This is a genomic window from Legionella sp. PATHC039, from assembly GCF_026191275.1.
GTDB lineage: Bacteria > Pseudomonadota > Gammaproteobacteria > Legionellales > Legionellaceae > Legionella > Legionella pneumophila.
Window position 1 is genome coordinate 2,206,948 of record NZ_JAPHOP010000001.1, and the last position, 23,444, is coordinate 2,230,391.

A 23,444-nucleotide genomic window follows, 5' to 3' on the forward strand; every position below is an offset into this window, starting at 1 on the left:
ATTTTTCCATTTATCCATATCCAAACCTTCATTTACTATTAAATCATATTTTGTGGTTAATGGTTGTTTATCGAATTTTAAGCAGAATGGTAATCCCAATTATTTGTACAAAAACCAAACCCTTTCGAAAGAAATAAATTCATGTTTTTTTTCAATATAGTGAATTAATTATAGTATAGGATCCTTAGGCCAAAAATCACAAAAGGTAGTGAGTATCAGGGCAATATTTCTAGTTACTTGATTTTTAAATGACTCATTAAACAGCCTGCGTACCGCTGCTTTTCTGAGGTATTTAGCACGCCCTTTGACGATACCTGCAATATCGAAACGGAGTCAGAGATGCTCAATTATCCCCCACAAAACGCAAATATTATTAATCCGTTGGTCCTATAATAATTTTGAAAAATCTTGCAATAACTTTCTTTTTTCGTAAACACACCCTGAAATCAAAATGTGACTATATTGACACAATAGAGATTAATGTTTCTAAAAATGACTTGTGGAAGAGTTATTTCAAAAACAAAAGAACATGATGATTGTTTAATAGTCATTGATTCCCTATAATCCAATTTCCTGAATAACAATAAGAAGGTATTTTCATATGAAAAAGTGGATGGTACTAGCAGCAAGTAGCCTTTTAATGATGAATGCATATGCCAATGAATCATTCTGTGGATACAAAGATTTTTTTCATTTGAGTGATAAAACACACCCTGGAATTTATGTGGTTAGTGGTTATAATGATTCAGATGTCGTATTACAAATAGTTGGCCCACGCAGTTTTGTAATCCGAGATGGCTTTGATTGTCGAGCAGGATATGCTCATGTCACCGTAGCCTATGACAATGCCAATTGGTGCGTGCTTGATATTAATGACGGCCCATTTATGAACCATCCTGTTGTCAGCGCTTCCTGCAATGGCATGCGTTATATCAATACCACCTATGATGGTTTTGGAAGTTACTCCTATTCTATCAACATAGAATAAAAAATAATTAATCCAAAAGCTCCCAGACATAAGAGAAATAAAATTTTATTCTCTTATGTCACTTTAAAAACTTTAATTGACTCTCTGCTCTCGTTAGACTAACGATTTTGATTTAATTTGATTTTTCCCTGCTTTTTTTGCTTGATAAAGTGTTTTATCAGCAGCAGTAATGGCGCTTTGTTGATCGATCACTCTCATAGAGCCAATGCATATGACCCCCATACTTAACGACACATTTTTATATTGATTTTTTTTATTAAACTGCTCTTGCATTGAAGCACAAACTGTTGTCACTTCATTTGGTGTCATATTAATAAGAATGGCAGCATATTCATCGCCACCAATCCGAAACATGCTATCGCTGGAGCGCCGTAATGTTTGTTTCAGGATATTTGACACATGAATTAAAAAACTGTCACCTGCAGAATGGCCAAAAGTATCATTAATATACTTGAAATTATCTATATCAATGAAAACCAGACTGATAGGATATTTATTACGTTTCGCTCTGCTTAGTTCATTGTTGAACACCACATCAAAATGGCGACGGTTAAATAACCCGGTCAATGAATCGGTTATAGATAATGCTCTCACTTTGGAAAGTAATTTTGAGTTTAATCTTGCTGTCAACAATACTATGATCAAAAAAAGCGAATACATGACAGCAAAAATTGTTTTATCAAACTGAAATAAATACAAATTGTAGGCAATAATTGGGAAATTCATTGGCAATACGTAAGCATAATAGGCTGGAAGATAAATCGATAAAGAAGCGATAGCGCCTGTCGATAACCCCCCCAGAATGAGTACAAAAATCAACTCATTTGTGTTATTTAAATAAGGAGAAAAAATAAAGTAGCTTAAACTCCAAGCCAGCCCCATTAAAAAATTCAGCAGTAAAAAACCACTTAAAGACTGCTTGCCTTTTGTGGTGTAAAACTCTTTACTGATTATAATTCTACTAGTTACCCAACGAATCACACTTAAAATTAAAATGAGAAAAAACCAGATAATAACCAGTTTGATTGGAACCTCTTTCGTATAGATAAAACCTAAAGCAAGCACCACCACCGCCAGGATATTGAATGGGATAGTTCTTAAGGATCCCTCAAATAACGACAGTAAGGCTTCATGTTCCAATGAAGACCGCTTTTTTTGATGCATAATTATTCAAAACCCAAGCACCTTCATTATAATTTCAAGTATAGACTAGTTTAGAGAGTTGTTCTTTACCGCCCAAATTCCATTTAGAATAGGAGGCTCTCACGAAGAATTGGAATATAGTGTGATAATTGTTCTGCAATTCTCATTGCAGGCGGGTTAGCATTTCCAGAAATACGCTATCTCCCGCTTCCACCAACAATAATTTATTGGCGGCATTGGCACTTAACCTGGAAGAAAAACCCATCCTGGGCTACCATCACCAAAAATAATATAATCAAGTTCCATGTGATGAATCCTTAAAGAAAATAGCATGTCACCAAAACGCTCTGATCATTTTAATAATAAAGCACTACACAGGAATATAGTAAACACGCTTAGGATATTCCGTGAATTGTCAAGCCAATCCAGTTAAAATATCAAAGTCATTGACACTGCGGACAAATACCATATATGTTTAGCGCATGATCTGTCATTCTAAAATGAGCGCGCTCGGCAATTGCTTTTTGTCTTTGTTCTATTATTTCATCTACAAATTCCTCTACCCGCCCACACTTAACACAAACAAGATGGTCATGATGTTCGCCTTGAGACAACTCAAATACCGAGTGTCCTCCTTCAAAATTATGCCTGGATACTAATCCCGCTGCTTCAAATTGAGTAAGAACTCTATACACAGTAGCTAAACCAACATCCTCACCCGATTCCAATAAAGCTTTATAGACTGCTTCTGCACTCAAATGATGGTTTCTTGATTGCTCCAATATTTGTAATACCTTGATACGAGGTAATGTGATTTTTAATCCAGCGTCTTTTAACTGTTGACTCTCTTCCACTTGTGCTCCTTAACTGTAACGAATTTCGAGCTTTGATCATTATTCCAGCAAAATTGGAGTAATAACTAACAACAAGGCCTAAAGTATTTTTCATGCTCTAAAAACCATTAGCGACCTTTAAACTTAGTCTGGCCGAATAATGGCAAATACCAAATTCCACATGATGACAGGTGCCTTTCAATAAATGACATGTTATTATGGCGAAATTTTTCATGGTAGGCAAAAAAATGCGAATAATCACTTTTTTTATTTGTTTCATTTTAACATTAACCTTAACCCAATGCGCATCATATGACTTCTCAAGGCGCATCACTCAGCAAGGTAATTTGTTGCCTCAATCCAAAATTGCCCGGTTAAAAACAGGCATGAGTAAGAATGACGTTGCAATCTTGATGGGTACCAGCTTAATGAGTCCAACATTCAACAATGATAGGTGGGATTATGCTTATACCTGGCGGCGAGGAAAAGGTAATCTGGAAATTCGTAATGTTGTGTTATATTTTTCCCAGGGCTCTTTAGTAAAAATAGAACATAAGCCGTAATGTAATATCTCCCCCTTGCCTAAGTGATTAGACAAGGGGAAAGTTGTTTTTAAGAGTTCAGTGTAGATTACAAAGCCTAATATGGCTCTATTTTTTAAACTGTGCTAACTTACGGCGTTTTTCTTTGGGGTCGAGTATCAATGGCCTATAAATCTCAATTCGATCTCCTTCTTTCAATACCTGGTCCACAGAAACCCGCTTGCCATATACTCCTACAGGTAATTCCCTCGTTTCAGGACAAGTTGAATAAATATTTGATTCAATGAGTGCCTCTTCAACTGTAGCTCCCTGTTTTAAATCCATTTTGTAATGCAGGCAATTTTTAGAATTTGCTATATAGACTAATTCAACCTTTACCATAAATGACCTCAGCTCTTTCGCAAAATGCGTCAACCATTTTATCGGTTATCTGATCAAATATCGGGCCAAGAAGCATAGAAAATATTTTCCCGGCAAACTCAAACTCCAAATCAAAAGAAATTCTGCACCCTTTTTCTTCCTGATCAAAACGCCAAAATCCTTCTAAATGACTAAAAGGACCATCAACCAGACGAATTTCAATCATTTTATTAGTTTGCAATCGATTACGAGTAGTGAATGACTTACTCATTCCAGCAGCTGCTATCACCAAAGTCGCCTGGACTTCATCATTGTCACGATGAAGTATTTTGCTTTCCGCACAATAAGGCAGAAACTCGGAATAATGTTCAACATCATTAACCAGTCCATACATTTGCTCACAAGAATAAGGTACTGTTCTTGACCTTTTTACTATTGTCATTGTAAAACTCCTTGAACCTGCTTATTAAGCCAAAGGCTAAGATCTTTAATTTCTTCAAAACATATGGAGTGTTCCATGGGGTATTGATGAAAAGAGACTTCATTATACCCATTAGCCAAGAGCCAATCCTTACTCTGTAGAGTCCATTTTGGCAGAACTAAAGGATCAAATTGTCCTGCTCCCATAAAGATAGGAGTATTCTTATCAAGTTGCGGCTTATTATGCTTAGCCAAGGGCAAATAAGCGGACAATGCAATAACGCCGCATAATCGCTCAGTCATATGAAGAGCCGTGTGCAATGCCATAGCTCCCCCTTGAGAAAAGCCCGCTAAAAAAATTTGATGAGGTTTAAAGCCACAATTATATTGAGCGTCAACCACCTTGCGTATTAACAATTCAGATTGCTCAATGCCAGACTTATCTTCTTCATCGACAAAGCCTAATCCATAAATATCATACCACGCAGGCATAACCATTCCCCCATTCAGAGTCACTGGTCTTCGAGGAGCATCAAGAAATACATGCCTTAAAGCGGTATCTTCTATTGTTAGCTGATCAGCTAAACCCATCATATCAGAGGCATCAGCTCCCAATCCATGCATCCATACGACACAAGCTTGTGCATTCTCTAAAGGTTCCTTCATATAAACGCTCAAAACAAATTCTCCACGCAAAAACGTAAATTATCGCCAATGCAATAGAGCAGCGCAAGTTTAACATTTAAAAATATATTGAACAATTTATAGACATATTGACACTGGGAATTCTAATAACTATTGACTTTATTGTGCAAATATTTATCATTATGTTTATTTTGTATGTTATGCTGTTTTATGAGTATTTCGTTTTTAGCAAGAAAACTGGCTTCTGACTGCGGGTTCATTGAGCAAATCCAGCAAAACCATAACCGTAACCAAATAAATTATCGCTTTTATTCCCCCAGAACTGATCTGCATGGTTCCAATACAAACAGGTTATATGGAAGTCCCGGCAAAGGTGTCATGTCACAAAATACGATTTTCATATACTGGTACAGAGATGGAAAAAACAGTTATTTTATTGAATGTTCAAATAGACTACCTAAAAAGGAACTTGAAGTGTTGCATCAATTGCTCATGGATAATCAACACTCTTTGGAAGAGATACTCGAGGCATCCAATAATAGATTTCTCTCTTTTCAGACACGCCATACCTAAGCACTACTTCACTAAAGAAAGACACAAAATACGGAATAAGCTATCTGCCTGTCTTACTCAAGCTTAAAATATTCCCATATAAAATAACAAGAAGAATGAATCATTGAGTTTCAAAGCAAATCTCATATAATTAAAATTTAACTCTATAATAATACCTCATGAGACACATTTATTTCGCATTATTACTCATCGTTATAACTCAGACTTCTTTGTGTTTGTCAGCTTGTGGGCAAAAAGGACCTTTGTATTTGCCTGAACAAGAAAAGAAAGCAACAACCAATCAATAGAGACATCCTATGGGAATAAAATTTACCAAAATGCATGGTTTAGGCAATAACTTCATTGTATTGGATGGAGTCAACCAATCTATTCAACTCACTGTTGAGCAAATACAAAAACTAGCCAATCGCCATACCGGTATAGGGTTTGACCAATGTTTACTAATAGAATCCAGTCAAACCGAAGGAATTGATTTTAATTATCGAATCTTCAACGCCGACGGGCAAGAAGTAGGTCAATGTGGTAATGGGGCGCGATGTATAGCTCTTTTTGCCAAATATTATGGTTTAACAGCAAAAAATAAATTGACAGTAGCAACTAAAACTACGCTCATGGATTTAATCATCCATGAGGATAACAGCGTGAGTGTCAACATGGGCGTTCCTAGACTAGCCCCAGGTGAAATTCCTATACTTGCTGATCGCCAATCCCCAGAATATTCACTTGAATTAAATAACGGCAATACAGTGAATCTTCATGCGATAAGTGTAGGAAATCCTCATGCTGTATTGTTGGTTGAAAATATAGATACAGCCCCTGTAAACAGTTTGGGACAACAGATTAGTTTTCACCCGCAATTCCCAGAGCAAGTCAACGTTGGATTTATGCAAATTGTTAATCATGAAAAAATCAACTTACGTGTCTATGAAAGGGGTTGTGGTGAAACGATTGCTTGTGGTAGTGGTGCGGTTGCTGCGGCAGCGATAGCACGTTTATTTTACAACCTGTCAGACAAAATCACCGTTCATTTGCCAGGAGGAGATTTGTGTATCCAATGGCCTTGTCCCACTGCTCCCATTATATTAACAGGACCTGCTGCTTTTGTGTATGAGGGCACATTACTTTCATAACAAAATTCACAAAATTAAAACAAGTATTGAATTTTTTTTTCAAACAGTTATTCTGAATTAATCCACAAATATAAAACAGGACTTAGGAAAAACGCGAAGGTCAAGGCAAAAAAATTTTTAATGAGGGAGTTTAGATAAACTAAATGACTGAATTAACAACTGGTTTTTACGAAAAGATTCGGGGGTTGCTTAAGTCCTGTAAAGATTCCATCGGGAGAATTTGTGAATATTATATTCCGTGGCTTAACATGAACGAAATGGGTATTAAAGTTGATAGAGTAGTTTTGGCATTTCGGTCAAGGAGGATCAAGTGGTTGATTTTGATAAACCTGTCTCAAAAAATGATATTCTTGCCAGCTTATTACTTATCGCAGATTTAAATAGACCATCTCTAAATCAAACTCTTTCCTGGGAACAAGCTCTAAAATCATTTTTATCGCTTAATGATCCACTGATTAAAACAGAAATATTTATAAAATGGCTCTGTCAATTAAATCCTGATCAACTTCAATCGTCCCCAGAGATAGTCCTCCTTTTGAAACACATTGTCGAGCAAAAGCTGCTCCCCTACACCCTCAAAAAAATATTGATTCAGCGTGAAAACTTCACCACTTCACAAATCAATTGGCTTTGCAATCATTGTATTATAGTTGCACCTGATCAAACGACTTTACCTGATATTTTTAAACTCGGCTCATGGAGCTGGCTGGAGAATCATATGAAAAGAAATGAACTATTAAATTTTGATTTGTTAAAAATAGCCATCTTAAATAAGGATTATTTAGCCAGCATCAACAATAGTAAAGAAAGTCAGCTTGATTTTATCTATGCGTTAAACGCTAATAAATTTAACTACCAACAAATACTTGAATTAATTGCTTTAGCGCAGGATAGCCAGATTAAATCATTATTAATTACCTGTCTATTAAGCAAAAAGGAGTACCTGGACAATTTAAAAGAAAAATCATTTCTAGCCCATTTAAATCAAAGTGAATTTCACTCGCCACCTCGGCTTAATCCACTAATTCACCAATTAAACCTGAATTGTTTGACTGTGGCACAAATAGAACTTCTACAACCTGAAGCATGTGTTACTTTACTCTGTTCGATCCCTCATTTTCATCAATTATCAGAAAAACAGGTTGAAAAAATACTACTTAAATATCCAAAGCCTGATATGATTGCCTATTGGCTAAATCATTACTCATCCAGGCCAAATGCGCATTTTATTTTAGCCCATTTGATGAACCTGGTAGATGTTCATGTTGTTGACGAACTTAATAAAATGGATTCTACAAAAAAGGAAGCCATTATTATGAATATGGTGGAACATCTCGAATTATTTGATCCGACTCATCCTCTTTTGATCAACCAAAATGAAGAAAAACGATTAATTACCGCTATTCAACGCTATCTCTATGGCCAACATCATGACGCGTATGTAACTTACATCAAGTTATTGGTTTATAAATTATTAAACCGTAATTACCAATTCTCACCTCAAGCGATGCAACTCCTGATTTGTTTAGATAATCTGGAAGAGTTTAAAGAGTTAACTAATAAAATCGCCTCTCTGACCAATTACTACTTGCGAGCATCAGCACAATCCGGTGATTCGAGCTTATTTTATAATGATTCACGCATAAACATCACGAGCATGACACAACTGGTCCAGCTAGCCCCAAAAATTCCAACTAAATCAAAAGAAAAAAATCTTTTAAGCAGCCTCTTCTGCGGCATCAAAATTAGCGAAAGCTCTGTAATGACACCGACCAATGATATACCTGAACACCCTTTAATTAATAAATTAATAAAAAGCAAGAGAACGGTGAAATCGATAGATTATTTTTTAATGCATTATAAAGGCGACAAGCAAGTACTTTCCAAAATCATCAATGATTATTTAAGTTACTATGTTCAAGAAGGGTGCACTGAAATACATCGGCGTTCGATATATCATTTAATTGTTCTCATGTCTTTAAGCGATATATCAGCTTCTGTTAGAGAAGCTATATACACAGCGTTTCTAAACTATCCTGAACTACATGATGAGCAAATTAATTTTTCTTTATTTGTCTATGATGCTAAAAGAACTATCCGGCATTTTGGGGCACAAGCTAGCGAAGACAGCTATGCCAGAGTTATTGATTTATGCGAGGGAGCTCTAAAAAAATTAAATCCAAATAAACACAAGGAAATTATCAGTATAGCGACTCAAGCTTTAACTGAAGCAAAAATCGAGTTAAGTTTTGGTGAAAATACCGGATTTATCGCTCAACTGATTTCACGATTGAAACGATGTTGGTATTATGGCTGGACTGGTTTTTTTTCCCCAAATCCACCTACCTTTGTTGCAGCAATTGACTCTCCAATAAAGCAAAGCGAAAAAAAAACCTCCCTTCTTCTTCAACAAAGAAAATATTTCACTACCAAACTTGAAACAAATCTGTCGATTATCCTCGATGACATAAAATCAGGTTACACCCAACAAAAACTTAATGAATTAATCGAAGCATTGAGTATATTTTCATTGCAATCCAATCCCAAAAACGAGCTTAAAATTCGTCAAAAACTCGATCGCTTATTTCACTATCTGTTACTAGAAAGCAAAAATGACTTAACATTGGATGCCTGGCTAATAAAAAATCAGCAACTTTTAATCGCGAATCGTTTTCGTTTGCTAGAAATGCAACTAATGAAAGGGGCTCGTAATGAGGTTGAATCTTTACTTAAGGAATTCGATGAAGACTCTACTCATTTCAGCACTATCAGTAAAGAATTTACTCATTCTTTACCTGAACAAAATCCGTATAAGTGTGAATCTGTTTCTTCAAATCAAACTCCAGGCGCAACTATCCTGGATTCAGCAACTGAGTTAGCTACCAGCTTAAAAAGCACATTAGGCAACTTGGGGGTATTTTTTAGCAACAACATCATGTCAGCTATTTATCCAAAGAATAAATCCACTCCCCAATCGACATCAACAATGATTTCACCTTGATTAATCTTCCGGTTGCGTATCTGCAGCCGGATTGATTCATCTATCCGTTATAATGACCTGAAACAAACAACCGTTCTAAAATTTAGATCCTACTTACTTAATCAGCAGATATCACGCTCATCAGGTTGACCTATCAGGAATAATAGACCTAAAATTAAAAAGCATACTTAATTTATGGTTAAACAATGGACGAAAGGCGAAAATATTTTCGGCTAAAAAACCATGGCGAAATAAATGCCAGCTTAGACAATAATCCAATTGAGATTGTTGAAATCTCTTCCAATGGTGCTGTAGTAGTTAAGCAGAAAACTGATATTCCTAAAGGGGGAATGCTTAAACTACAAATCCATAACTTCATTATGGAACTTTGCTATGAAGTGATTCGAGCTGAAGACAGCAATATTGTCCTTCATTTCACAAAAGAAGACGAAACGGATAAGTTATTTCTGGTACTCAAACGATTAAGAGACGAACGAAAAAAATAAAACATAAAAATTTGACATAACTTGCCCCATAAAAAATCATTTGTGATTAAATAGGAGCCTGGAGAAAAGATTCTGTGACAAAGAATAAATAAGAAACCGAAGACAATCCATTCATTTAAGAAAGTTTCCAGCGTTTGTGCATCCAATTCCACTGCTCCGGATGTGCCAGAATAATCTTCTCCAAAGCCTGATTATAGGCCAAGGTATTTCGGTATAAAGATTCTTGCGTAGTGTCATAGTCTTTCCAAGGAATGGGATCATGAAACTCCAAAACATGCTTTCCGTTAGGTAATCTGTAGCTGGCTGCAGGTATAACTGGAATTCCTGTATGGCGTGATATCGTCGCCAGGCTTCTGTAGGTGCCCGCTTTTTTCCCAAAAAACTCTACCGCTATCCCATCTCTGTTCACCAGGGATGCATGCTGATCTAATACGAAGATTACGGCATGATTTTGTTCCAACGCAACACAAACCTGCTCCAGAGAATTTTTTTTAGGAATAACATTTAGGCCAGCTTGATAGTAATTTTTGAACATAATGCGTTCTATGAACTTAAATCGCAGAGTACGCCTGATGAAATGAAATTGGCCTTTGAATTCCTTAAAGTTTAATACCCCTCCCAAGGGCGCAAACTCCCAATTTCCAAAGTGACCGGTAACTACTAACACCCCTTTTTTCTGTGCCACAACAGCTAACATTTTTTCATGGCCGATTACTTCAACCTGAGCTCGTAATTTTTTTTCACTCATGAATCTTAATTGCAGCGCTTCTTTTAAAGATTTTGCAAGATGTGAGTAATACGCTTTTGCCAAGCGCTTTTTTTGAGATTCATTCAGTTGATCATTATAAACCTGGCTAATATTGGAAAAAATCAACCGGCGCCTGTATGGCAAAAACTGATAAATAAAACGTCCCGCCAGTGTAATGGGTAATGCTTCTATTTGTTGAGCTAAATTATTCACAGGCTTTGATCACCAAACATACATTCATGCTGGCAAACCCTCGGTTGATCATCATGGCATAGGAATTAGATATTATCTCTCTATGCTCATGACTTACTGATAAGCCTTCACACGTCGGGGCAATTTGTTGAAAATTAGCGATCCCCGGCACGCATTTGGTTTCAAGGGCATATGTAGTTAATACCGCATCCAATACTCCAGAGGCACATAAAGTATGTCCCATGGACCATTTAAAAGCAGTCGCAGGAACTTCTTCTTGTTTGAATACTGATTTGATAGCCAGGGCCTCACTGTCATCTGATTTACTGTTTCCATTTCCATGGGTTACTATTAATCCTATTTCCTCAGAGTTTATTCCAGATTTGCTTAACGTCTGCCCCATCAATGAAGCCAAATGTTGCCCATCTGCTTCAATAGAAAATAATCCTGTTGCTTCAGAAGCGGATAAGCCACCAACTATCTCGCCATAACAAATTGCAGCCCTGGACTTCACACTGGCTTCACTTTCCAATACAAGGGCCGCAGCGCCTTCAGCAAGAATGGTACCGTCATGCTCTTTATCAAAAGGTTTTAAATGACGATTACTTACCACACCCAATTTTTCATAATAAAATAAGCCTTGAGGCTCTGTGCCTATATCATAGGCAACCACAACCGCGCGTTCTGCCTGCCCGCTGCGTATGGCATGATACGCTTCCAAAATGGCTTGTGTACCACCTACCGCATGATTCGTTACATTGTGATTTGGACCTTTAAAGCCATAGGTAATCCCTGTATAGGCAAGCACATTATTAGGTAAAATCCTCAATAACCACATAGGATGCACTTCATCAAACAACTGATTTGCAAAGCTACTCATATCTCCATGGGTTTTAGCCAACAAAGGTATAAAGTCATATTGTTGAAAATATTTATTCCCTGGAGAACCAACATAAATAGCGGTTTGTTCATTAAATAAATCAGCATCTGCCAGGCTATCTCTGTAAGCAATCATTTTACTATGCTCAACAGCTTGCACTGCCACATTGATTCCCATTATATCCTGACGGGAAATAACTTTTATTAATTTTCTATCAGGAAGCATCTTGGAAGGTTGGAAATCTTTTATTTCTCCGCCCAAACGATGCGACCATCCAGATAATTCCCAAAAATTAATTTCATCTATTCCACACTGGCCTGAAATGATTGCATTCCAAGTTTCATCAGCAGTTGCACCAGAGGCAGTTAGAGCGCTGCGACCAGTAATAAATACTCTATTCGCTTGACTCATTTATTTTGCCTCCTCGAATTCTGGATGTTTAAATAACAAGCAGCTATTAGAACCTCCAAAACCAAACGAATTAGATAATACTACCCCTAAAGATTTTTCACGTGGACCATCAACAACATAATCCAAATCACACTCCGGATCAGGTGTTTTTAAATTCGCTGTTTTGGGGACTTGCGCCTGTTCTATGGCTTTAACTGACAATACCGCTTCAAGCGCTCCCGCAGCTGCGATTAAATGCCCCGTTTGACTTTTGGTAGAGCTAACTGGTAAATTGGCGATCCTGTCCCCAAAGACAGCTTTGATTGCATTGGTTTCACTTAAATCATTCATTTTAGTGGATGTACCATGCGCATTAATATAATCGACATCCCGTGGTTGAATACCCGCATCCTCCAACGCACGTTTAATTGCTTGAATAGCACCATCACCATTGGGATGTGAATCAGTTATTCGGTAGGAGCTCAAAGAATTCCCCTCTCCGGCCAGTTCAGCATAGATTTTTGCCCCACGGGCTTTTGCTTTACTCCATTCTTCAAGGATCAAAAAGGCAGCCCCTTCACCCAGGACAAAACCATTGCGTGTCGCATCAAAGGGGCGGCTTGCCGTTTGCGGAGTCTCATTATAAGTTGATAAGGCACCCAAAAGACAAAAGCTCGACAAACCCAATGGATTAATCATGGAATCAAATCCACCTGCCAACATAAAATCTGCCTCGCCACGACGAATTACCTGCATTGCCAATCCCAAGGCTTGGCCTCCTGAAGCGCAGGCCGTATGGACAGAAGAGGCATAACCAGTAATCCCATATTGTTGTATTAATAAGGAAAGACCAGAGTTTGAAGTGGTTTTACCAAAATCAACCAAATTATAGAAATCCCTGCTATTAGATTGCAGCTTTCCCCAATCAATTTCACCGCCTGCAGCACAAGTTTGTTGAAACCGCGTTAAATACTCAAACTCGGCCGTCATCATCCCACTGCCTGTTACGACTCCCCACCGATCGGATGTTTGCTTGGTAGGGAGGATAGAAGCATCCTCAAAAGCCTGGCGTGCAGCTTCCAATGCAAAATGAGTAAAAGACATGATAAATCGAGTATGCTTTCCCGAAATAGACGTATCAGGTGAAAAGTTCTTTACTTCAGCAGCAATAATGGTAGGAAAAGCACTGGCATCAAACTGCTTGATACTATCTATGCCAGAATGGCCAGCGATCAAATTGTTCCAAGTGGTGGATACATCATTTCCTAGAGGCGAAACAACCCCTAGACCTGTAATAGCAACTCGTCGTTTCATAACCTCATTTACCTTTTGGGATAAGCACTATGTCGACAACACATACCCGCTTGCCATCAACCTCACACCTATAAGACAGTATTAATTCATCATCCATTTGCTGTTTCACTTTGACCTGGCAAACTACGACATCTCCGGGATGAACAAATTCATTCATTTTAATTTTACGTAATTCGCTTATTCGATAAGTTCTATCATATTTTGCTCTAGCTATAAACTCTTTCGCCAAATTCAATTTACATTCAAGAAGTACCGTCATCGGTAGTACAGGTCTGTTAGGAAAATGATCAGGGAAATAAGATGCTGAACGAGTTATCCTTTTTTCAGCAATCAAGCTTATACCTGGTTCACTGGCGAGGATTCTTTCAAATTGCATGGAAGAATTAATCATTCCACAATCAGAGCAGTTTTCCTCTATTAAAACAGGCGAACTCAAAGCTAAAACAGAAGACCACTCACCTGGCCGGTATATCTCTGCAAACTGTTGTCTAATGACCTTTGTACTAATAAATTCAGTCATAGGCAGCATGGGGCCTAATGCCCCATCTATAGTAAAAATAATATCATTACCTACTTTGGCAATGCTATGGTATTGAACTGCCTTTTCATCCAGTGAATCAATATTTGATTCAAGCAATATCGTTTCACCGACGTAAGCAGGTCGATACAATCGGGCACTTGATACTACGCCAGCGACTGGTCTTGCAGTAAAATGATTATGTTGCATCACATTCCACGCTGCCAATTGCCCCAATGTTTCACCAATCAAAGAAGGCATAAAGCAAAGCCTTCCATGATCATCAGTGGTTAAATAAGCATCATCTCTTGTGACATGCTTTATCCCTTTAATCCATTCTCCTGGGGATAATTGTACAATGCGATCAACAAATAAAAACCTCATCAAGCTACAGTTTCCGTTGCTTGCTGCTGGGTTATAGCTGAAATAACCAGCTTGCAAAAAGTTTCTACGTTAAACAACACAGGAATTTCGTTAACTTTCATATTCTCTTTAAATCGGTCAGCAGGAACTTCGCTCAAATAATTTTTTAAAGCCTGTAATCCTGAGGTTGTTAAAATACCACCTTTCTCAAACTCATCTTCAGCCAGATCACCACGAGCATTCTTTTCCAGCTGGCCTCTCGGGATTTTAATCTTGAATTCTTTTTCCAATTGAAAAACCAAATCAAGAAAATCAATGGACTCAGCACCCAAATCATCAATTAAACTACTGTTTAAAGAAATTTCTTCTTCATCAATTACTAATACATCAGCAATAATTTCCCTAACCTTAGGGTAAACTTCAGCTACATTCATATTTTATCCTCTGAACCAACAAAGCTCGCAAAGCTTGAAATTATATCATAAAATTTACTTTTATCACCTACTACCCAACCTGACTATAGCCTGCGTCAACATATAATGTATGGGCATTAATCATGGCCGCTTCAGGCAAACAAAGCAAATAGATAGCATTAGCCACATCTTCAGGTGTTAACGCTCTATCTGCCAAAGCATGAGCTTGATATTCATCCAGTAACTGTTCTCTGTTTGGAAAATGCTTTAAAGCGTCCGTATCGACAACACCTGCAGAAACAGTATTCACAGTAATACCATAACTAGCCAGCTCCAAACTTAGCGAACGAACTAATGCTTCCAGAGCTGCTTTAGAGGCACCAATAAAAGCATAATTTGGAATCGCCCTTGATGCACCTAAGCTGGATAGTGCAATAACACGACTGTTTTTAGGCATTAGGGCAAGACCTTCCGTAACCAAGTGGTTCAAAGCCAAAGCATTGGTTTCCAAACACCAGCGCCAATGCTTGGTCGACATTTTCAAAGCAGGTTTTAATACTCCACTCGCTGCATTGCTCACTAGAAAATTTAAGTACGTAAAGTGTTCTCTAAATTGAGAAAACATTTCTTTGACAGATTGACAATCTGCTACATCGGCTTGTAAGGCAACTGCTTTTCTACCCATGCCAGTTATTTCATTAACCAGACTTTGAGCCTCATCAGAGCTATTATAATACACGATAGCAATATCGCAGCCTGAATGTGCTAGCTTTAATGCGGTTGCTTTACCAATTCCTCGTGCACCACCCGTTATCAATCCTACCTTTCCTGAAAAAACTAATGAACTCATACGATAACCCTATAGTATAAAATCCCACCAAACTACCGCTAATCTGCTGTGCTGTCAATGGAAATATCTGGACTCTATCAAGCGGAATTTCATAATTTATCTTGTTTCCAAAGCACTTAATTTGTACCATCTCCACATGATATAATTTAGACATATAATGAATGAAGTATTCTTGGAACAAAACTGTTTTTCCTATAGCAGCAATATTCTCTTTTCGTCTCCTGGGATTATTTTTACTTATCCCTGTATTCACTCTTTATGCCACTAATCTTATAGGTGCTACTCCAACTTTAATTGGCTTGGCTTTGGGAAGCTATGGATTGGCACAAGGATTACTACAAATCCCTTTTGGTATGCTTTCAGATAAACTAGGCAGAAAACCTATGATCGCCATAGGTTTATTGCTATTTGCTGGAGGAAGTTTGTTAGGAGCAGTCACTCATTCTATTGCTGGAATGATAATTGCCAGAATACTACAGGGTGCTGGAGCTATAGGTAGTGTGTTAATTGCTTTGCTTGCTGATTTAACCCTGGATGAACAACGTACAAAGGCAATGGCCATAGTAGGGATAACTATCGGAACATCATTTAGCCTCGCAATGATAATTAGCCCTGCTCTTACCCACTACTATGGATTATCAGGAGTGTTCTATCTCACTGCAACTTTAGCTGTTCTAGGGATTATGATACTTTATCTCATCATTCCCAATCCCTCAAAAGAGCAGTTTCATGCAGATAGTGAACCCAGCTTGTCTCTAATAAAACCTGTGGTAACAGATCAACAATTACAACGCCTCAATTTTGGAATTTTTTGTCAGCATTTTATTCTTACAGCCACTTTTTTTGCTATCCCCATGCTGTTGAAATATCAAATTGAGAATGGTCATTTGCATCAGCAGTGGCACTTCTATTTGCCACTCATGTTATTCTCATTTATTTTAATGGTACCCTTTATCATTATTTCAGAAAGAAAAAAACGATTAAAAACAGTATTTGTTATATCTGTACTGCTGACAACCTTTACCCAAGGTCTGTTGGTGCTTACATCACAAAATTGGTATTGGTTTTGTATTTTAATGTTTGTGTATTTCGTTTCCTTCAATGTTCTTGAAGCAACATTACCTTCATTAGTGTCAAAGCTGGCAAGTCCAGGGAGCAAAGGCACAGCAATGGGTATTTATTCAACGAGTCAATTTTTAGGAATTTTTTTTGGTGGGTCTTTAGCTGGTATGCTTTATCAGTGGCACGATAACCAAGCTATTTTTCTAATTAACATGATTCTGAGCTGTCTATGGCTCATCATTTCGCTGAGCATGAAATCTAATGTTTATTTTTCTACTCTTATTTTGCCTTTTACAGCAAATAATGAAGAATCAAAATTGGTAGTCAATCAGCTTTTAAAGGTAGCCGGCATTAAAGAAGTTATTTTGTCCAAAGATGAAAATACCTTGTATGTTCGAGTAGATAATGAGGAATACTCCACAGGAAGCGCTGAAAAAATTCTTCATCAATCTACTATTTACCAATAACACCTTCTCGTTGGGCTGCTTCGAAATAACTGCCAAATTATGTATAATACCTAACTAACTTTCGCATACAGGAGATGATTTCAATGGCAAGAGGAATAAATAAAGTAATACTTGTTGGTAATGTAGGGGCAGATCCTGATGTAAGGTATTTGCCTAACGGAAATGCTGTTACTACACTTTCAGTTGCTACCAGTGAAACATGGAAAGACAAAACGACAGGTGAAAAACAAGATAGAACTGAATGGCACAGAGTTGTCTGTTTTAATCGTCTGGGTGAAATAGCCGGTGAATACATTCGTAAAGGTTCCAAGCTATATGTCGAAGGAAGCTTAAGAACAAGAAAATGGCAAGATCAACAGGGCCAAGATAGATATACAACTGAAATTGTTGCGTCTGACATACAAATGCTCGATAGCAAAGGAAGTAGTGCCACTAATTACGACGACATGCCTTCATTTCAGGGAAGCTCTACCCCTCAACAAGCTTCAACAAAGAATCAAGCAACACCAACATCTACTGCACAAGATGCTTTTGATGAATTAGATGATGACATACCGTTTTAAATGATTCAAATAAAAGCCCGCGTTAATGCGGGCTCAAAATATAGATTATAGTTATTAATCTAAAATTTACTCTTCTGTATCATCACTGCTTACAGGTCTATCCATTAATTCAACTATAGCCATAGGTGCATTATCACCATCCCTATACCCACATTTAATAATACGTATGTACCCACCTGGTCGTTTTGCGAAACGTGGGCCTAAATCAGTAAATAATTTGCCTACAGCTGATTTAGATCGCAAAATATTAAAAGCTCGTCTACGTGATGCTACTGAATCAGATTTGCTAACAGTAATCAAAGGTTCGATATATCGACGTAAATCTTTTGCCTTTGGTAAAGTGGTTCTAATTAACTCGTGCTCAATCAAAGAACAACACATATTAGAAAACATAGCCTTACGGTGGCTACTGGTACGGCTAAAACTACGTCCGGAATTACGGTGACGCATAACAAAGACTCCTAAATATTACTCGCCAAGGCTTGCTGGCGGCCAATTCTCAAGTTTCATACCCAGCGATAATGATCGAGACGCTAAAACGTCTTTAATTTCAGTTAGTGATTTCTTACCAAGATTAGGTGTCTTCAATAATTCACTTTCTGTTCTTTGAACCAAATCGCCTATATAATGAATGTTTTCAGCTTTTAAACAATTAGCTGATCGAACAGTCAACTCCAAATCATCCACTGAACGTAATAATACAGGATCAAAATCATTACGCTCTTTATTGTCAGCACGTGATTCTTCAAATTTCATGTCAACAAACGCATGAAGCTGTCTTTGTAGTATACTAGCAGATATTCTTATTGCCTCTTCAGCATCGATAGTACCGTTAGTTTCTAATTCAATAGTAAGCTTATCTAAATCTGTTCTGTTTTCTACACGTGCACTGTCGACGAAATAAGCTACTTTCTTCACTGGAGAAAAACTGTTGTCAATTTTTAACTTTCCAACCGTCTTTTTCTCAATTTCATCATCATGATAGCGAACAAATGCATCAGTATTATGAAAGCCAATACCTCTTTCAACTTTAAGAGTCATATTTAACTTACCCTTTTCATTGAGATTGGCTATGACAAGTTCTGGATTAATAATTTCTTGACCATGAGTCAACTGAATATCACCAGCTGTAACTTGACATGGTCCTTCTTTATTTAGGGTAATCTGCGCTTCGTTTCCTACAGTCAATTTGATAGCGACTGATTTTAGGTTAAGCAACAAATCAACCACATCTTCCTGAACACCTTCAATAGTACTATATTCATGCAAAACACCATCGATAGAAGCTTCAGTAATGGCACTACCTGGCATGGATGACAATAAGATTCTTCTCAAAGCATTGCCGAGGGTGTGACCAAAACCTCGCTCCAAAGGTTCTAAAACTATTCTAGCTTTATAGGGCGACTCGGCCTGTACTTTGAGAACCTTAGGCGTCAACATTTCATTGATTTCAGTATACATTCAGCTATCTCTCCGAGCTTACTTAGAGTAAAGTTCTACAACAAGGTTTACGTTGTAGTCTGAAGATAAATCCATTAACGTTGGTGCTGTAGAAAATGTACCTTTAAAAGAACCAGTATCTACAGTAATCCAATCACAGGGTGCTCTTTGTTCAGATAAAGCTAAAGCAGCTTGGATACGTCCTTGGTTTTTAGCCTTTTGTCGAACGGATACAGTATCCCCAGGATTAACCAGGAAAGAAGGTACGTTAACTACTTTATCATTTACAAGTATTGCCTTATGTGCAACTAATTGTCTAGCTTCAGCACGTGTACTGGCAAAACCCATACGGTAAACAACATTATCTAAACGTCTTTCCAATAGGGCCATTAAATTTTCACCTGTAGAACCCTTTTGTCTAGCCGCCTTTTTGTAATAATTACGGAATTGCTTTTCAAGAATCCCATAAAGCCTTCTAATCTTTTGTTTCTCTCTAAGCTGAATTCCATAACTATTTAAACGAGGTTTTTTATCACCATGCTGTCCAGGTAATTTTTCAGATTTACACTTGGATTTATGATCACGAACCCCACTTTTAAGTAACAAATCACAACCTTCACGTCGTGATAATTTACATTTAGGACCAAGATATCTAGCCATTAATTACTCCTGAGTCTTATACACGACGTTTTTTAGGTGGCTTACAACCATTATGTGGTATGCCAGTTACATCGGTAATTTCAACAATTTTAAAATCCTGGGTTATTAATTCACGAATAGTAGATTCACGACCAGGACCAGGACCATGCACAAAAACTGCAACAGATTTCATACCATATTCTTTAGCAACAGCAGCAGCTCGCTCAGTTGCAACTTGCGCAGCATAAGGAGTACTTTTTCTAGAACCTCTGAAGCCAGATCCACCAGAAGTTGCCCAGCATAATGCATTACCTTGTCTATCTGTAAAGGTAACTATAGTATTATTGAAAGATGCATGAATGTGTACTATGCCATCAGACACTACTCGTTTTACCTTTTTTCGTGTTTTTTGCTGCTTTGACTTTGTTATTGCCATCTTTTATTTTCCTACATGAAAAATCAACTACTAGTGCCTTTTCTACGGCCTTTTCTGGTACGAGCATTGGTTTTCGTACGTTGTCCGCGCAACGGCAATCCTCTTCTGTGTCTTAATCCTCTATAACAACCAAGATCCATTAGTCTTTTTATGTTCATTGTTACAACACGTCGAAGATCACCCTCTACAGTAATTTTCGCAATTTCAGTTCTCAAAGATTCCAACTGAGCATCTGATAATTGAGAAACTTTAACTGAAGGATCTATATCAACTGTTTTACATAATTTTAATGATGTTGTCTTACCAATACCATAAATTGCTGTTAAAGCGATTACCACATGTTTATGATCAGGTATATTAACTCCTGCAATACGAGCCATTAGTTTCTCCGAACGTTATTTGTTCTGTCGAAAGGGACAGAAGGATACTATTTTAATAAAATAAAATCAAGCAGATATTACCCTTGCTTTTGTTTATGACGGGCATCCTTACAAATTACTCGTATAGTGCCACTTCTTTTTATTATTTTACAATTGCGACATATTCGCTTTACTGATGCTCTTACTTTCATTCCTAACTCCGATAAATCATAGCAGACCAGGTAACTTAGTACCTCTAAAATTCGCCTTTTTTAATAAAGAATCATATTGCTGAGTCATTAAATGAGCTTGTACCTGTGCTACAAAATCCATAATAACAACAACTATAATCAGCAACGAAGTACCACCAAAATAAAATGGAACATGCCAGGTATACATTAGAATTTGTGGTAACAAACATACTAAAACCAAGTAAATAGCTCCAACTAAAGTCAAACGAGTCATCACTGAATCGATATACTTGGTTGTTTGCTCTCCTGGACGAATTCCAGGAATATATGCTCCTGATTTTTTCAGGTTATCTGCTGTATCCTTAGGGTTAAACACTAAGGCAGCATAAAAGAATGCAAAGAACAAAATAGCTGCTGCATACACTATCAAATATAAGGGTTGACCTGGTGATAGTGCCATTCCAACATCAGATAACCATCCCAGCCCTTTAGTTTGTGAAAAAAATTGAGCTAAAGTTGCTGGCAATAAAATAATGCTAGATGCAAATATTGGTGGAATCACACCTGACATATTTATTTTTAATGGTAAATGACTCGTTTGGGCTGCATATACCTTTCTACCTTGCGTCCTCTGTGCATAATTAACACGAATTCGTCGTTGAGCACGCTCCATAAATACAACAAAACCAGTTACTACAATTACTACTGCTGCAATAATAACTAGTGTAAGGGCTTGCATCTGACCTTCCTTAACTTGCTGGAGGACAGATCCTATAGCATTTGGCATGCTAGAGACAATTCCAGAAAAGATAATTAAGGAAATTCCATTACCAACACCTTTCTCGGTAATTTGCTCACCCAACCACATTAAAAACATAGTACCTGTAACTAAAGTTACAACAGCAGTAAAATAGAATGAGAAATCTGGTTGCATAGCAATTTGCTGACTAGCCAACCATCTAGCCATACCCATGGACTGAAATATTGACAAGAGCAATGTTAAATATCTGGTATATTGATTTATTTTCCTACGCCCTGATTCTCCCTCTTTCTTTAGTTGCTCCAGCTTGGGAGAAACTACAGAAAACAGTTGAATAATAATCGATGCAGAAATATAAGGCATAATACCAATCGCAAACACTGTTACACGAGACAGGGCTCCACCAGAAAACATATTAAACAAGCCAAATATAGTGTTTTGCTGTTCACTAAAAAAATTAGCTAATTTTGCAGGATCTAATCCTGGAACAGGTATATGAGCACCTAATCGGTAAACTAATATGCCGAGAACAACAAACAACAGCCTTGACTTTAGTTCGGCTAATCCACCACGAGGCTTACTACCGTTATGCTTTTGGTTTTTCATAGTCACTCTTCTATACTACCGCCTAAACTCTCAATAGCAGAACGAGCTCCTTTCGTGACTCTTAAACCCTTAAGCTTAATTGCTGCAGTCAGCTCGCCAGATAAAATTACTTTAACATCTTTGATCGAGTTATTAATTAAACCTGCTTTACGTAAAGCAACTAAATCAATTACTTCATCATTCAATTTTGCAAGCTCACCTAAACTCACTTCATCAATGGTTCGACCTACTCTAGACTTGAAACCCATCTTGGGTAACCGTCTCTGTATAGGCATTTGACCACCTTCAAAATTTATTTTGTGGTAACCACCTGCTCTTGATTTTTGACCTTTATGACCTTTGCCACAAGTTTTACCTAATCCAGAACCAATACCTCTCCCCACTCGTCTTCTTGAGGGTCTGGAACCTGGATCTGGCGATAATGTATTTAAATTCATTATGCACTCTCCTCAACCAACAACAGGTAATTAATTTCATTTACAAGTCCACGAATTGCAGGAGTATCACTATGAACCACACTTGAATTTGTTTTACCTAAACCGAGCTGTTTGGCTATAGCAACATGTTTTGGTTTTCTACCTATCGTGCTTTTAACCAAGGTTATTTTAATTTTATTTCCCATAATTAGCCTGCCATTACTTCTTCAACTGTTTTTCCACGTTTGGCTGCTACATAGTCCGGTGTACCAATGTGTGTCAATGCACCAATAGTGGCACGAACAATGTTACTTGGATTGGTAGAACCAATGCTTTTTGCAAGAATATTTTGCACACCCAACACTTCCAAAACGGCACGCATAGCGCCGCCAGCAATAATTCCTGTACCTTCACTTGCCGGCTTCATAAACACCTTGGAAGCTCCATAGTTCCATGTGATTTCGTGGAATATTGTAGTACCTGAAAGAGGAATGTAAACCATATTTTTCTTGGCTTGATCCATAGCTTTTTGAATTGCTATTGGAACCTCTCTTGCCTTACCTCGTCCAAAACCTACTTTACCCTTTCCGTCACCTACAACTACTAAAACAGCAAAACCAAAAACTCGCCCACCCTTTACAACTTTAGCCGTACGAGTTACCGATACCAACTTTTCTTGGTATCCATCTGACTTGGGTAATTCATCGAATGACATAAT

At 37.5% G+C, this 23,444-nt stretch carries 30 protein-coding genes; 9 read left to right on the forward strand and 21 right to left on the reverse strand.

Annotated elements, in window-relative coordinates:
- Positions 1–601 precede the first annotated feature (601 nt).
- Positions 602–988: a hypothetical protein gene (locus OQI99_RS09995; RefSeq protein ID WP_265731840.1), complete on the forward strand. Its 387-nt coding sequence runs from the start codon at positions 602–604 to the stop codon at positions 986–988.
- Between the two features lie 93 nt (positions 989–1,081).
- On the opposite strand, the gene OQI99_RS10000 is transcribed toward OQI99_RS09995, so the two are convergent.
- On the reverse strand, positions 1,082–2,152 hold the full coding sequence (locus OQI99_RS10000; RefSeq protein ID WP_265731841.1) for a GGDEF domain-containing protein: 1,071 nt from the start codon (positions 2,150–2,152) through the stop codon (positions 1,082–1,084).
- 422 nt (positions 2,153–2,574) lie between these two features.
- On the reverse strand, positions 2,575–2,985 hold the full coding sequence (fur, locus tag OQI99_RS10005) for a ferric iron uptake transcriptional regulator (protein ID WP_265731842.1): 411 nt from the start codon (positions 2,983–2,985) through the stop codon (positions 2,575–2,577).
- Between the two features lie 197 nt (positions 2,986–3,182).
- On the opposite strand from fur, the gene OQI99_RS10010 reads away from it, so the two are divergent.
- Entirely contained in the window at positions 3,183–3,527 is a 345-nt protein-coding gene (locus tag OQI99_RS10010; RefSeq protein WP_265731843.1) for an outer membrane protein assembly factor BamE, read from the forward strand.
- Positions 3,528–3,614: 87 nt separating this feature from the next.
- On the opposite strand, the gene OQI99_RS10015 is transcribed toward OQI99_RS10010, so the two are convergent.
- The 3 genes from OQI99_RS10015 to OQI99_RS10025 are packed head-to-tail and all read right to left on the reverse strand — an operon-like array spanning position 3,615 to position 4,952.
- A complete protein-coding gene (locus OQI99_RS10015; protein ID WP_010946120.1) occupies positions 3,615–3,887 on the reverse strand; it encodes an RnfH family protein in 273 nt (90 codons plus the stop codon).
- A complete protein-coding gene (locus OQI99_RS10020) occupies positions 3,874–4,308 on the reverse strand; it encodes a type II toxin-antitoxin system RatA family toxin (protein ID WP_011213029.1) in 435 nt (144 codons plus the stop codon). Before OQI99_RS10020 ends, OQI99_RS10015 begins: the two co-directional genes overlap by 14 nt.
- Positions 4,305–4,952, reverse strand: a complete 648-nt coding sequence (locus tag OQI99_RS10025; RefSeq protein WP_195911939.1) for an alpha/beta hydrolase — start codon at positions 4,950–4,952, stop codon at positions 4,305–4,307. Before OQI99_RS10025 ends, OQI99_RS10020 begins: the two co-directional genes overlap by 4 nt.
- A gap of 189 nt (positions 4,953–5,141) precedes the next feature.
- Between OQI99_RS10025 and OQI99_RS10030 the strand changes: the two genes are divergently transcribed.
- The 5 genes from OQI99_RS10030 (at position 5,142) to OQI99_RS10050 (ending at position 10,120) form a co-directional block, all read left to right on the forward strand.
- Complete coding sequence (locus OQI99_RS10030; RefSeq protein WP_265731844.1) at positions 5,142–5,504, forward strand: hypothetical protein; 363 nt, start codon at positions 5,142–5,144, stop codon at positions 5,502–5,504.
- Between the two features lie 158 nt (positions 5,505–5,662).
- The gene (lptM, locus tag OQI99_RS10035; RefSeq protein ID WP_080447611.1) at positions 5,663–5,791 is read left to right on the forward strand and encodes an LPS translocon maturation chaperone LptM; all 129 of its coding nucleotides are present in this window, start codon (positions 5,663–5,665) and stop codon (positions 5,789–5,791) included.
- Between the two features lie 9 nt (positions 5,792–5,800).
- Positions 5,801–6,634 (forward strand): diaminopimelate epimerase, encoded by an 834-nt coding sequence (gene dapF / locus OQI99_RS10040; RefSeq protein WP_265731845.1) that lies wholly within the window; start codon positions 5,801–5,803, stop codon positions 6,632–6,634.
- A gap of 310 nt (positions 6,635–6,944) precedes the next feature.
- A complete protein-coding gene (locus tag OQI99_RS10045; protein WP_265731846.1) occupies positions 6,945–9,635 on the forward strand; it encodes a lpg0365 family Dot/Icm T4SS effector in 2,691 nt (896 codons plus the stop codon).
- Positions 9,636–9,820: 185 nt separating this feature from the next.
- On the forward strand, positions 9,821–10,120 hold the full coding sequence (locus tag OQI99_RS10050; RefSeq protein ID WP_061514581.1) for an Lpg0364 family Dot/Icm type IV secretion system effector: 300 nt from the start codon (positions 9,821–9,823) through the stop codon (positions 10,118–10,120).
- A 115-nt stretch (positions 10,121–10,235) separates the two neighbouring features.
- On the opposite strand, the gene OQI99_RS10055 is transcribed toward OQI99_RS10050, so the two are convergent.
- From OQI99_RS10055 to fabL, 6 genes are all read right to left on the reverse strand, one after another.
- Positions 10,236–11,081, reverse strand: coding sequence for a lysophospholipid acyltransferase family protein (locus OQI99_RS10055; RefSeq protein WP_061514582.1), 846 nt, complete (start codon positions 11,079–11,081; stop codon positions 10,236–10,238).
- Complete coding sequence (locus OQI99_RS10060) at positions 11,074–12,351, reverse strand: beta-ketoacyl-[acyl-carrier-protein] synthase family protein (RefSeq protein WP_265731847.1); 1,278 nt, start codon at positions 12,349–12,351, stop codon at positions 11,074–11,076. Before OQI99_RS10060 ends, OQI99_RS10055 begins: the two co-directional genes overlap by 8 nt.
- The gene (locus tag OQI99_RS10065) at positions 12,352–13,644 is read right to left on the reverse strand and encodes a beta-ketoacyl-[acyl-carrier-protein] synthase family protein (RefSeq protein WP_265731848.1); all 1,293 of its coding nucleotides are present in this window, start codon (positions 13,642–13,644) and stop codon (positions 12,352–12,354) included. It abuts the gene before it with no gap.
- A gap of 4 nt (positions 13,645–13,648) precedes the next feature.
- Entirely contained in the window at positions 13,649–14,545 is an 897-nt protein-coding gene (locus OQI99_RS10070) for a hydroxymyristoyl-ACP dehydratase (protein WP_061514585.1), read from the reverse strand.
- Positions 14,545–14,958: an acyl carrier protein gene (locus tag OQI99_RS10075; protein ID WP_061514586.1), complete on the reverse strand. Its 414-nt coding sequence runs from the start codon at positions 14,956–14,958 to the stop codon at positions 14,545–14,547. Before OQI99_RS10075 ends, OQI99_RS10070 begins: the two co-directional genes overlap by 1 nt.
- Before the next feature lie 70 nt (positions 14,959–15,028).
- Positions 15,029–15,787, reverse strand: a complete 759-nt coding sequence (gene fabL, locus OQI99_RS10080; protein ID WP_265731849.1) for an enoyl-[acyl-carrier-protein] reductase FabL — start codon at positions 15,785–15,787, stop codon at positions 15,029–15,031.
- A 161-nt stretch (positions 15,788–15,948) separates the two neighbouring features.
- Between fabL and OQI99_RS10085 the strand changes: the two genes are divergently transcribed.
- Both OQI99_RS10085 and ssb read left to right on the forward strand, forming a co-directional pair.
- The gene (locus OQI99_RS10085) at positions 15,949–17,316 is read left to right on the forward strand and encodes an MFS transporter (RefSeq protein ID WP_061514588.1); all 1,368 of its coding nucleotides are present in this window, start codon (positions 15,949–15,951) and stop codon (positions 17,314–17,316) included.
- Positions 17,317–17,399: 83 nt separating this feature from the next.
- Complete coding sequence (gene ssb, locus OQI99_RS10090; protein WP_011213016.1) at positions 17,400–17,879, forward strand: single-stranded DNA-binding protein; 480 nt, start codon at positions 17,400–17,402, stop codon at positions 17,877–17,879.
- Between the two features lie 66 nt (positions 17,880–17,945).
- On the opposite strand, the gene rplQ is transcribed toward ssb, so the two are convergent.
- The 10 genes from rplQ to rpsE all read right to left on the reverse strand — a co-directional run bounded on the left by rplQ (position 17,946) and on the right by rpsE (position 23,441).
- Positions 17,946–18,329, reverse strand: coding sequence for a 50S ribosomal protein L17 (gene rplQ, locus OQI99_RS10095; RefSeq protein ID WP_011213015.1), 384 nt, complete (start codon positions 18,327–18,329; stop codon positions 17,946–17,948).
- A gap of 18 nt (positions 18,330–18,347) precedes the next feature.
- Positions 18,348–19,340: a DNA-directed RNA polymerase subunit alpha gene (locus OQI99_RS10100; RefSeq protein ID WP_010946103.1), complete on the reverse strand. Its 993-nt coding sequence runs from the start codon at positions 19,338–19,340 to the stop codon at positions 18,348–18,350.
- A gap of 18 nt (positions 19,341–19,358) precedes the next feature.
- Positions 19,359–19,979, reverse strand: coding sequence for a 30S ribosomal protein S4 (gene rpsD, locus OQI99_RS10105; RefSeq protein WP_010946102.1), 621 nt, complete (start codon positions 19,977–19,979; stop codon positions 19,359–19,361).
- Positions 19,980–19,995: 16 nt separating this feature from the next.
- Positions 19,996–20,394 carry a 30S ribosomal protein S11 gene (gene rpsK / locus OQI99_RS10110; RefSeq protein ID WP_010946101.1) on the reverse strand — a complete coding sequence of 133 codons (399 nt, stop codon included), beginning with the start codon at positions 20,392–20,394 and terminating at the stop codon, positions 19,996–19,998.
- 23 nt (positions 20,395–20,417) lie between these two features.
- The gene (gene rpsM / locus OQI99_RS10115) at positions 20,418–20,774 is read right to left on the reverse strand and encodes a 30S ribosomal protein S13 (protein WP_010946100.1); all 357 of its coding nucleotides are present in this window, start codon (positions 20,772–20,774) and stop codon (positions 20,418–20,420) included.
- 77 nt (positions 20,775–20,851) lie between these two features.
- A complete protein-coding gene (rpmJ, locus tag OQI99_RS10120; protein WP_010946099.1) occupies positions 20,852–20,965 on the reverse strand; it encodes a 50S ribosomal protein L36 in 114 nt (37 codons plus the stop codon).
- A gap of 16 nt (positions 20,966–20,981) precedes the next feature.
- Positions 20,982–22,310 (reverse strand): preprotein translocase subunit SecY, encoded by a 1,329-nt coding sequence (gene secY / locus OQI99_RS10125; protein WP_011945551.1) that lies wholly within the window; start codon positions 22,308–22,310, stop codon positions 20,982–20,984.
- A gap of 2 nt (positions 22,311–22,312) precedes the next feature.
- The gene (gene rplO, locus OQI99_RS10130; RefSeq protein ID WP_010946097.1) at positions 22,313–22,747 is read right to left on the reverse strand and encodes a 50S ribosomal protein L15; all 435 of its coding nucleotides are present in this window, start codon (positions 22,745–22,747) and stop codon (positions 22,313–22,315) included.
- Complete coding sequence (rpmD, locus tag OQI99_RS10135) at positions 22,747–22,932, reverse strand: 50S ribosomal protein L30 (protein WP_027226454.1); 186 nt, start codon at positions 22,930–22,932, stop codon at positions 22,747–22,749. The genes rplO and rpmD overlap by 1 nt, the downstream gene beginning before the upstream one ends.
- A gap of 2 nt (positions 22,933–22,934) precedes the next feature.
- The gene (gene rpsE / locus OQI99_RS10140; RefSeq protein WP_010946095.1) at positions 22,935–23,441 is read right to left on the reverse strand and encodes a 30S ribosomal protein S5; all 507 of its coding nucleotides are present in this window, start codon (positions 23,439–23,441) and stop codon (positions 22,935–22,937) included.
- Between the last annotated feature and the right edge of the window lie 3 nt (positions 23,442–23,444).

What these genes read in the sequence shown, in the direction of transcription:
- OQI99_RS09995 (WP_265731840.1), top strand. Translation starts at nt 602, where the DNA reads ATGAAAAAGTGGATGGTACTAGCAGCAAGTAGCCTTTTAATGATGAAT.
- OQI99_RS10000 (WP_265731841.1), bottom strand. Translation starts at nt 2,152, where the DNA reads ATGCATCAAAAAAAGCGGTCTTCATTGGAACATGAAGCCTTACTGTCG.
- OQI99_RS10010 (WP_265731843.1), top strand. Translation starts at nt 3,183, where the DNA reads ATGGCGAAATTTTTCATGGTAGGCAAAAAAATGCGAATAATCACTTTT.
- OQI99_RS10015 (WP_010946120.1), bottom strand. Translation starts at nt 3,887, where the DNA reads ATGGTAAAGGTTGAATTAGTCTATATAGCAAATTCTAAAAATTGCCTG.
- OQI99_RS10020 (WP_011213029.1), bottom strand. Translation starts at nt 4,308, where the DNA reads ATGACAATAGTAAAAAGGTCAAGAACAGTACCTTATTCTTGTGAGCAA.
- OQI99_RS10025 (WP_195911939.1), bottom strand. Translation starts at nt 4,952, where the DNA reads ATGAAGGAACCTTTAGAGAATGCACAAGCTTGTGTCGTATGGATGCAT.
- OQI99_RS10030 (WP_265731844.1), top strand. Translation starts at nt 5,142, where the DNA reads ATGAGTATTTCGTTTTTAGCAAGAAAACTGGCTTCTGACTGCGGGTTC.
- lptM (WP_080447611.1), top strand. Translation starts at nt 5,663, where the DNA reads ATGAGACACATTTATTTCGCATTATTACTCATCGTTATAACTCAGACT.
- dapF (WP_265731845.1), top strand. Translation starts at nt 5,801, where the DNA reads ATGGGAATAAAATTTACCAAAATGCATGGTTTAGGCAATAACTTCATT.
- OQI99_RS10050 (WP_061514581.1), top strand. Translation starts at nt 9,821, where the DNA reads ATGGACGAAAGGCGAAAATATTTTCGGCTAAAAAACCATGGCGAAATA.
- OQI99_RS10060 (WP_265731847.1), bottom strand. Translation starts at nt 12,351, where the DNA reads ATGAGTCAAGCGAATAGAGTATTTATTACTGGTCGCAGCGCTCTAACT.
- OQI99_RS10065 (WP_265731848.1), bottom strand. Translation starts at nt 13,644, where the DNA reads ATGAAACGACGAGTTGCTATTACAGGTCTAGGGGTTGTTTCGCCTCTA.
- OQI99_RS10070 (WP_061514585.1), bottom strand. Translation starts at nt 14,545, where the DNA reads ATGAGGTTTTTATTTGTTGATCGCATTGTACAATTATCCCCAGGAGAA.
- OQI99_RS10075 (WP_061514586.1), bottom strand. Translation starts at nt 14,958, where the DNA reads ATGAATGTAGCTGAAGTTTACCCTAAGGTTAGGGAAATTATTGCTGAT.
- fabL (WP_265731849.1), bottom strand. Translation starts at nt 15,787, where the DNA reads ATGAGTTCATTAGTTTTTTCAGGAAAGGTAGGATTGATAACGGGTGGT.
- OQI99_RS10085 (WP_061514588.1), top strand. Translation starts at nt 15,949, where the DNA reads ATGAAGTATTCTTGGAACAAAACTGTTTTTCCTATAGCAGCAATATTC.
- ssb (WP_011213016.1), top strand. Translation starts at nt 17,400, where the DNA reads ATGGCAAGAGGAATAAATAAAGTAATACTTGTTGGTAATGTAGGGGCA.
- rplQ (WP_011213015.1), bottom strand. Translation starts at nt 18,329, where the DNA reads ATGCGTCACCGTAATTCCGGACGTAGTTTTAGCCGTACCAGTAGCCAC.
- OQI99_RS10100 (WP_010946103.1), bottom strand. Translation starts at nt 19,340, where the DNA reads ATGTATACTGAAATCAATGAAATGTTGACGCCTAAGGTTCTCAAAGTA.
- rpsD (WP_010946102.1), bottom strand. Translation starts at nt 19,979, where the DNA reads ATGGCTAGATATCTTGGTCCTAAATGTAAATTATCACGACGTGAAGGT.
- rpsK (WP_010946101.1), bottom strand. Translation starts at nt 20,394, where the DNA reads ATGGCAATAACAAAGTCAAAGCAGCAAAAAACACGAAAAAAGGTAAAA.
- rpsM (WP_010946100.1), bottom strand. Translation starts at nt 20,774, where the DNA reads ATGGCTCGTATTGCAGGAGTTAATATACCTGATCATAAACATGTGGTA.
- rpmJ (WP_010946099.1), bottom strand. Translation starts at nt 20,965, where the DNA reads ATGAAAGTAAGAGCATCAGTAAAGCGAATATGTCGCAATTGTAAAATA.
- secY (WP_011945551.1), bottom strand. Translation starts at nt 22,310, where the DNA reads ATGAAAAACCAAAAGCATAACGGTAGTAAGCCTCGTGGTGGATTAGCC.
- rplO (WP_010946097.1), bottom strand. Translation starts at nt 22,747, where the DNA reads ATGAATTTAAATACATTATCGCCAGATCCAGGTTCCAGACCCTCAAGA.
- rpmD (WP_027226454.1), bottom strand. Translation starts at nt 22,932, where the DNA reads ATGGGAAATAAAATTAAAATAACCTTGGTTAAAAGCACGATAGGTAGA.
- rpsE (WP_010946095.1), bottom strand. Translation starts at nt 23,441, where the DNA reads ATGTCATTCGATGAATTACCCAAGTCAGATGGATACCAAGAAAAGTTG.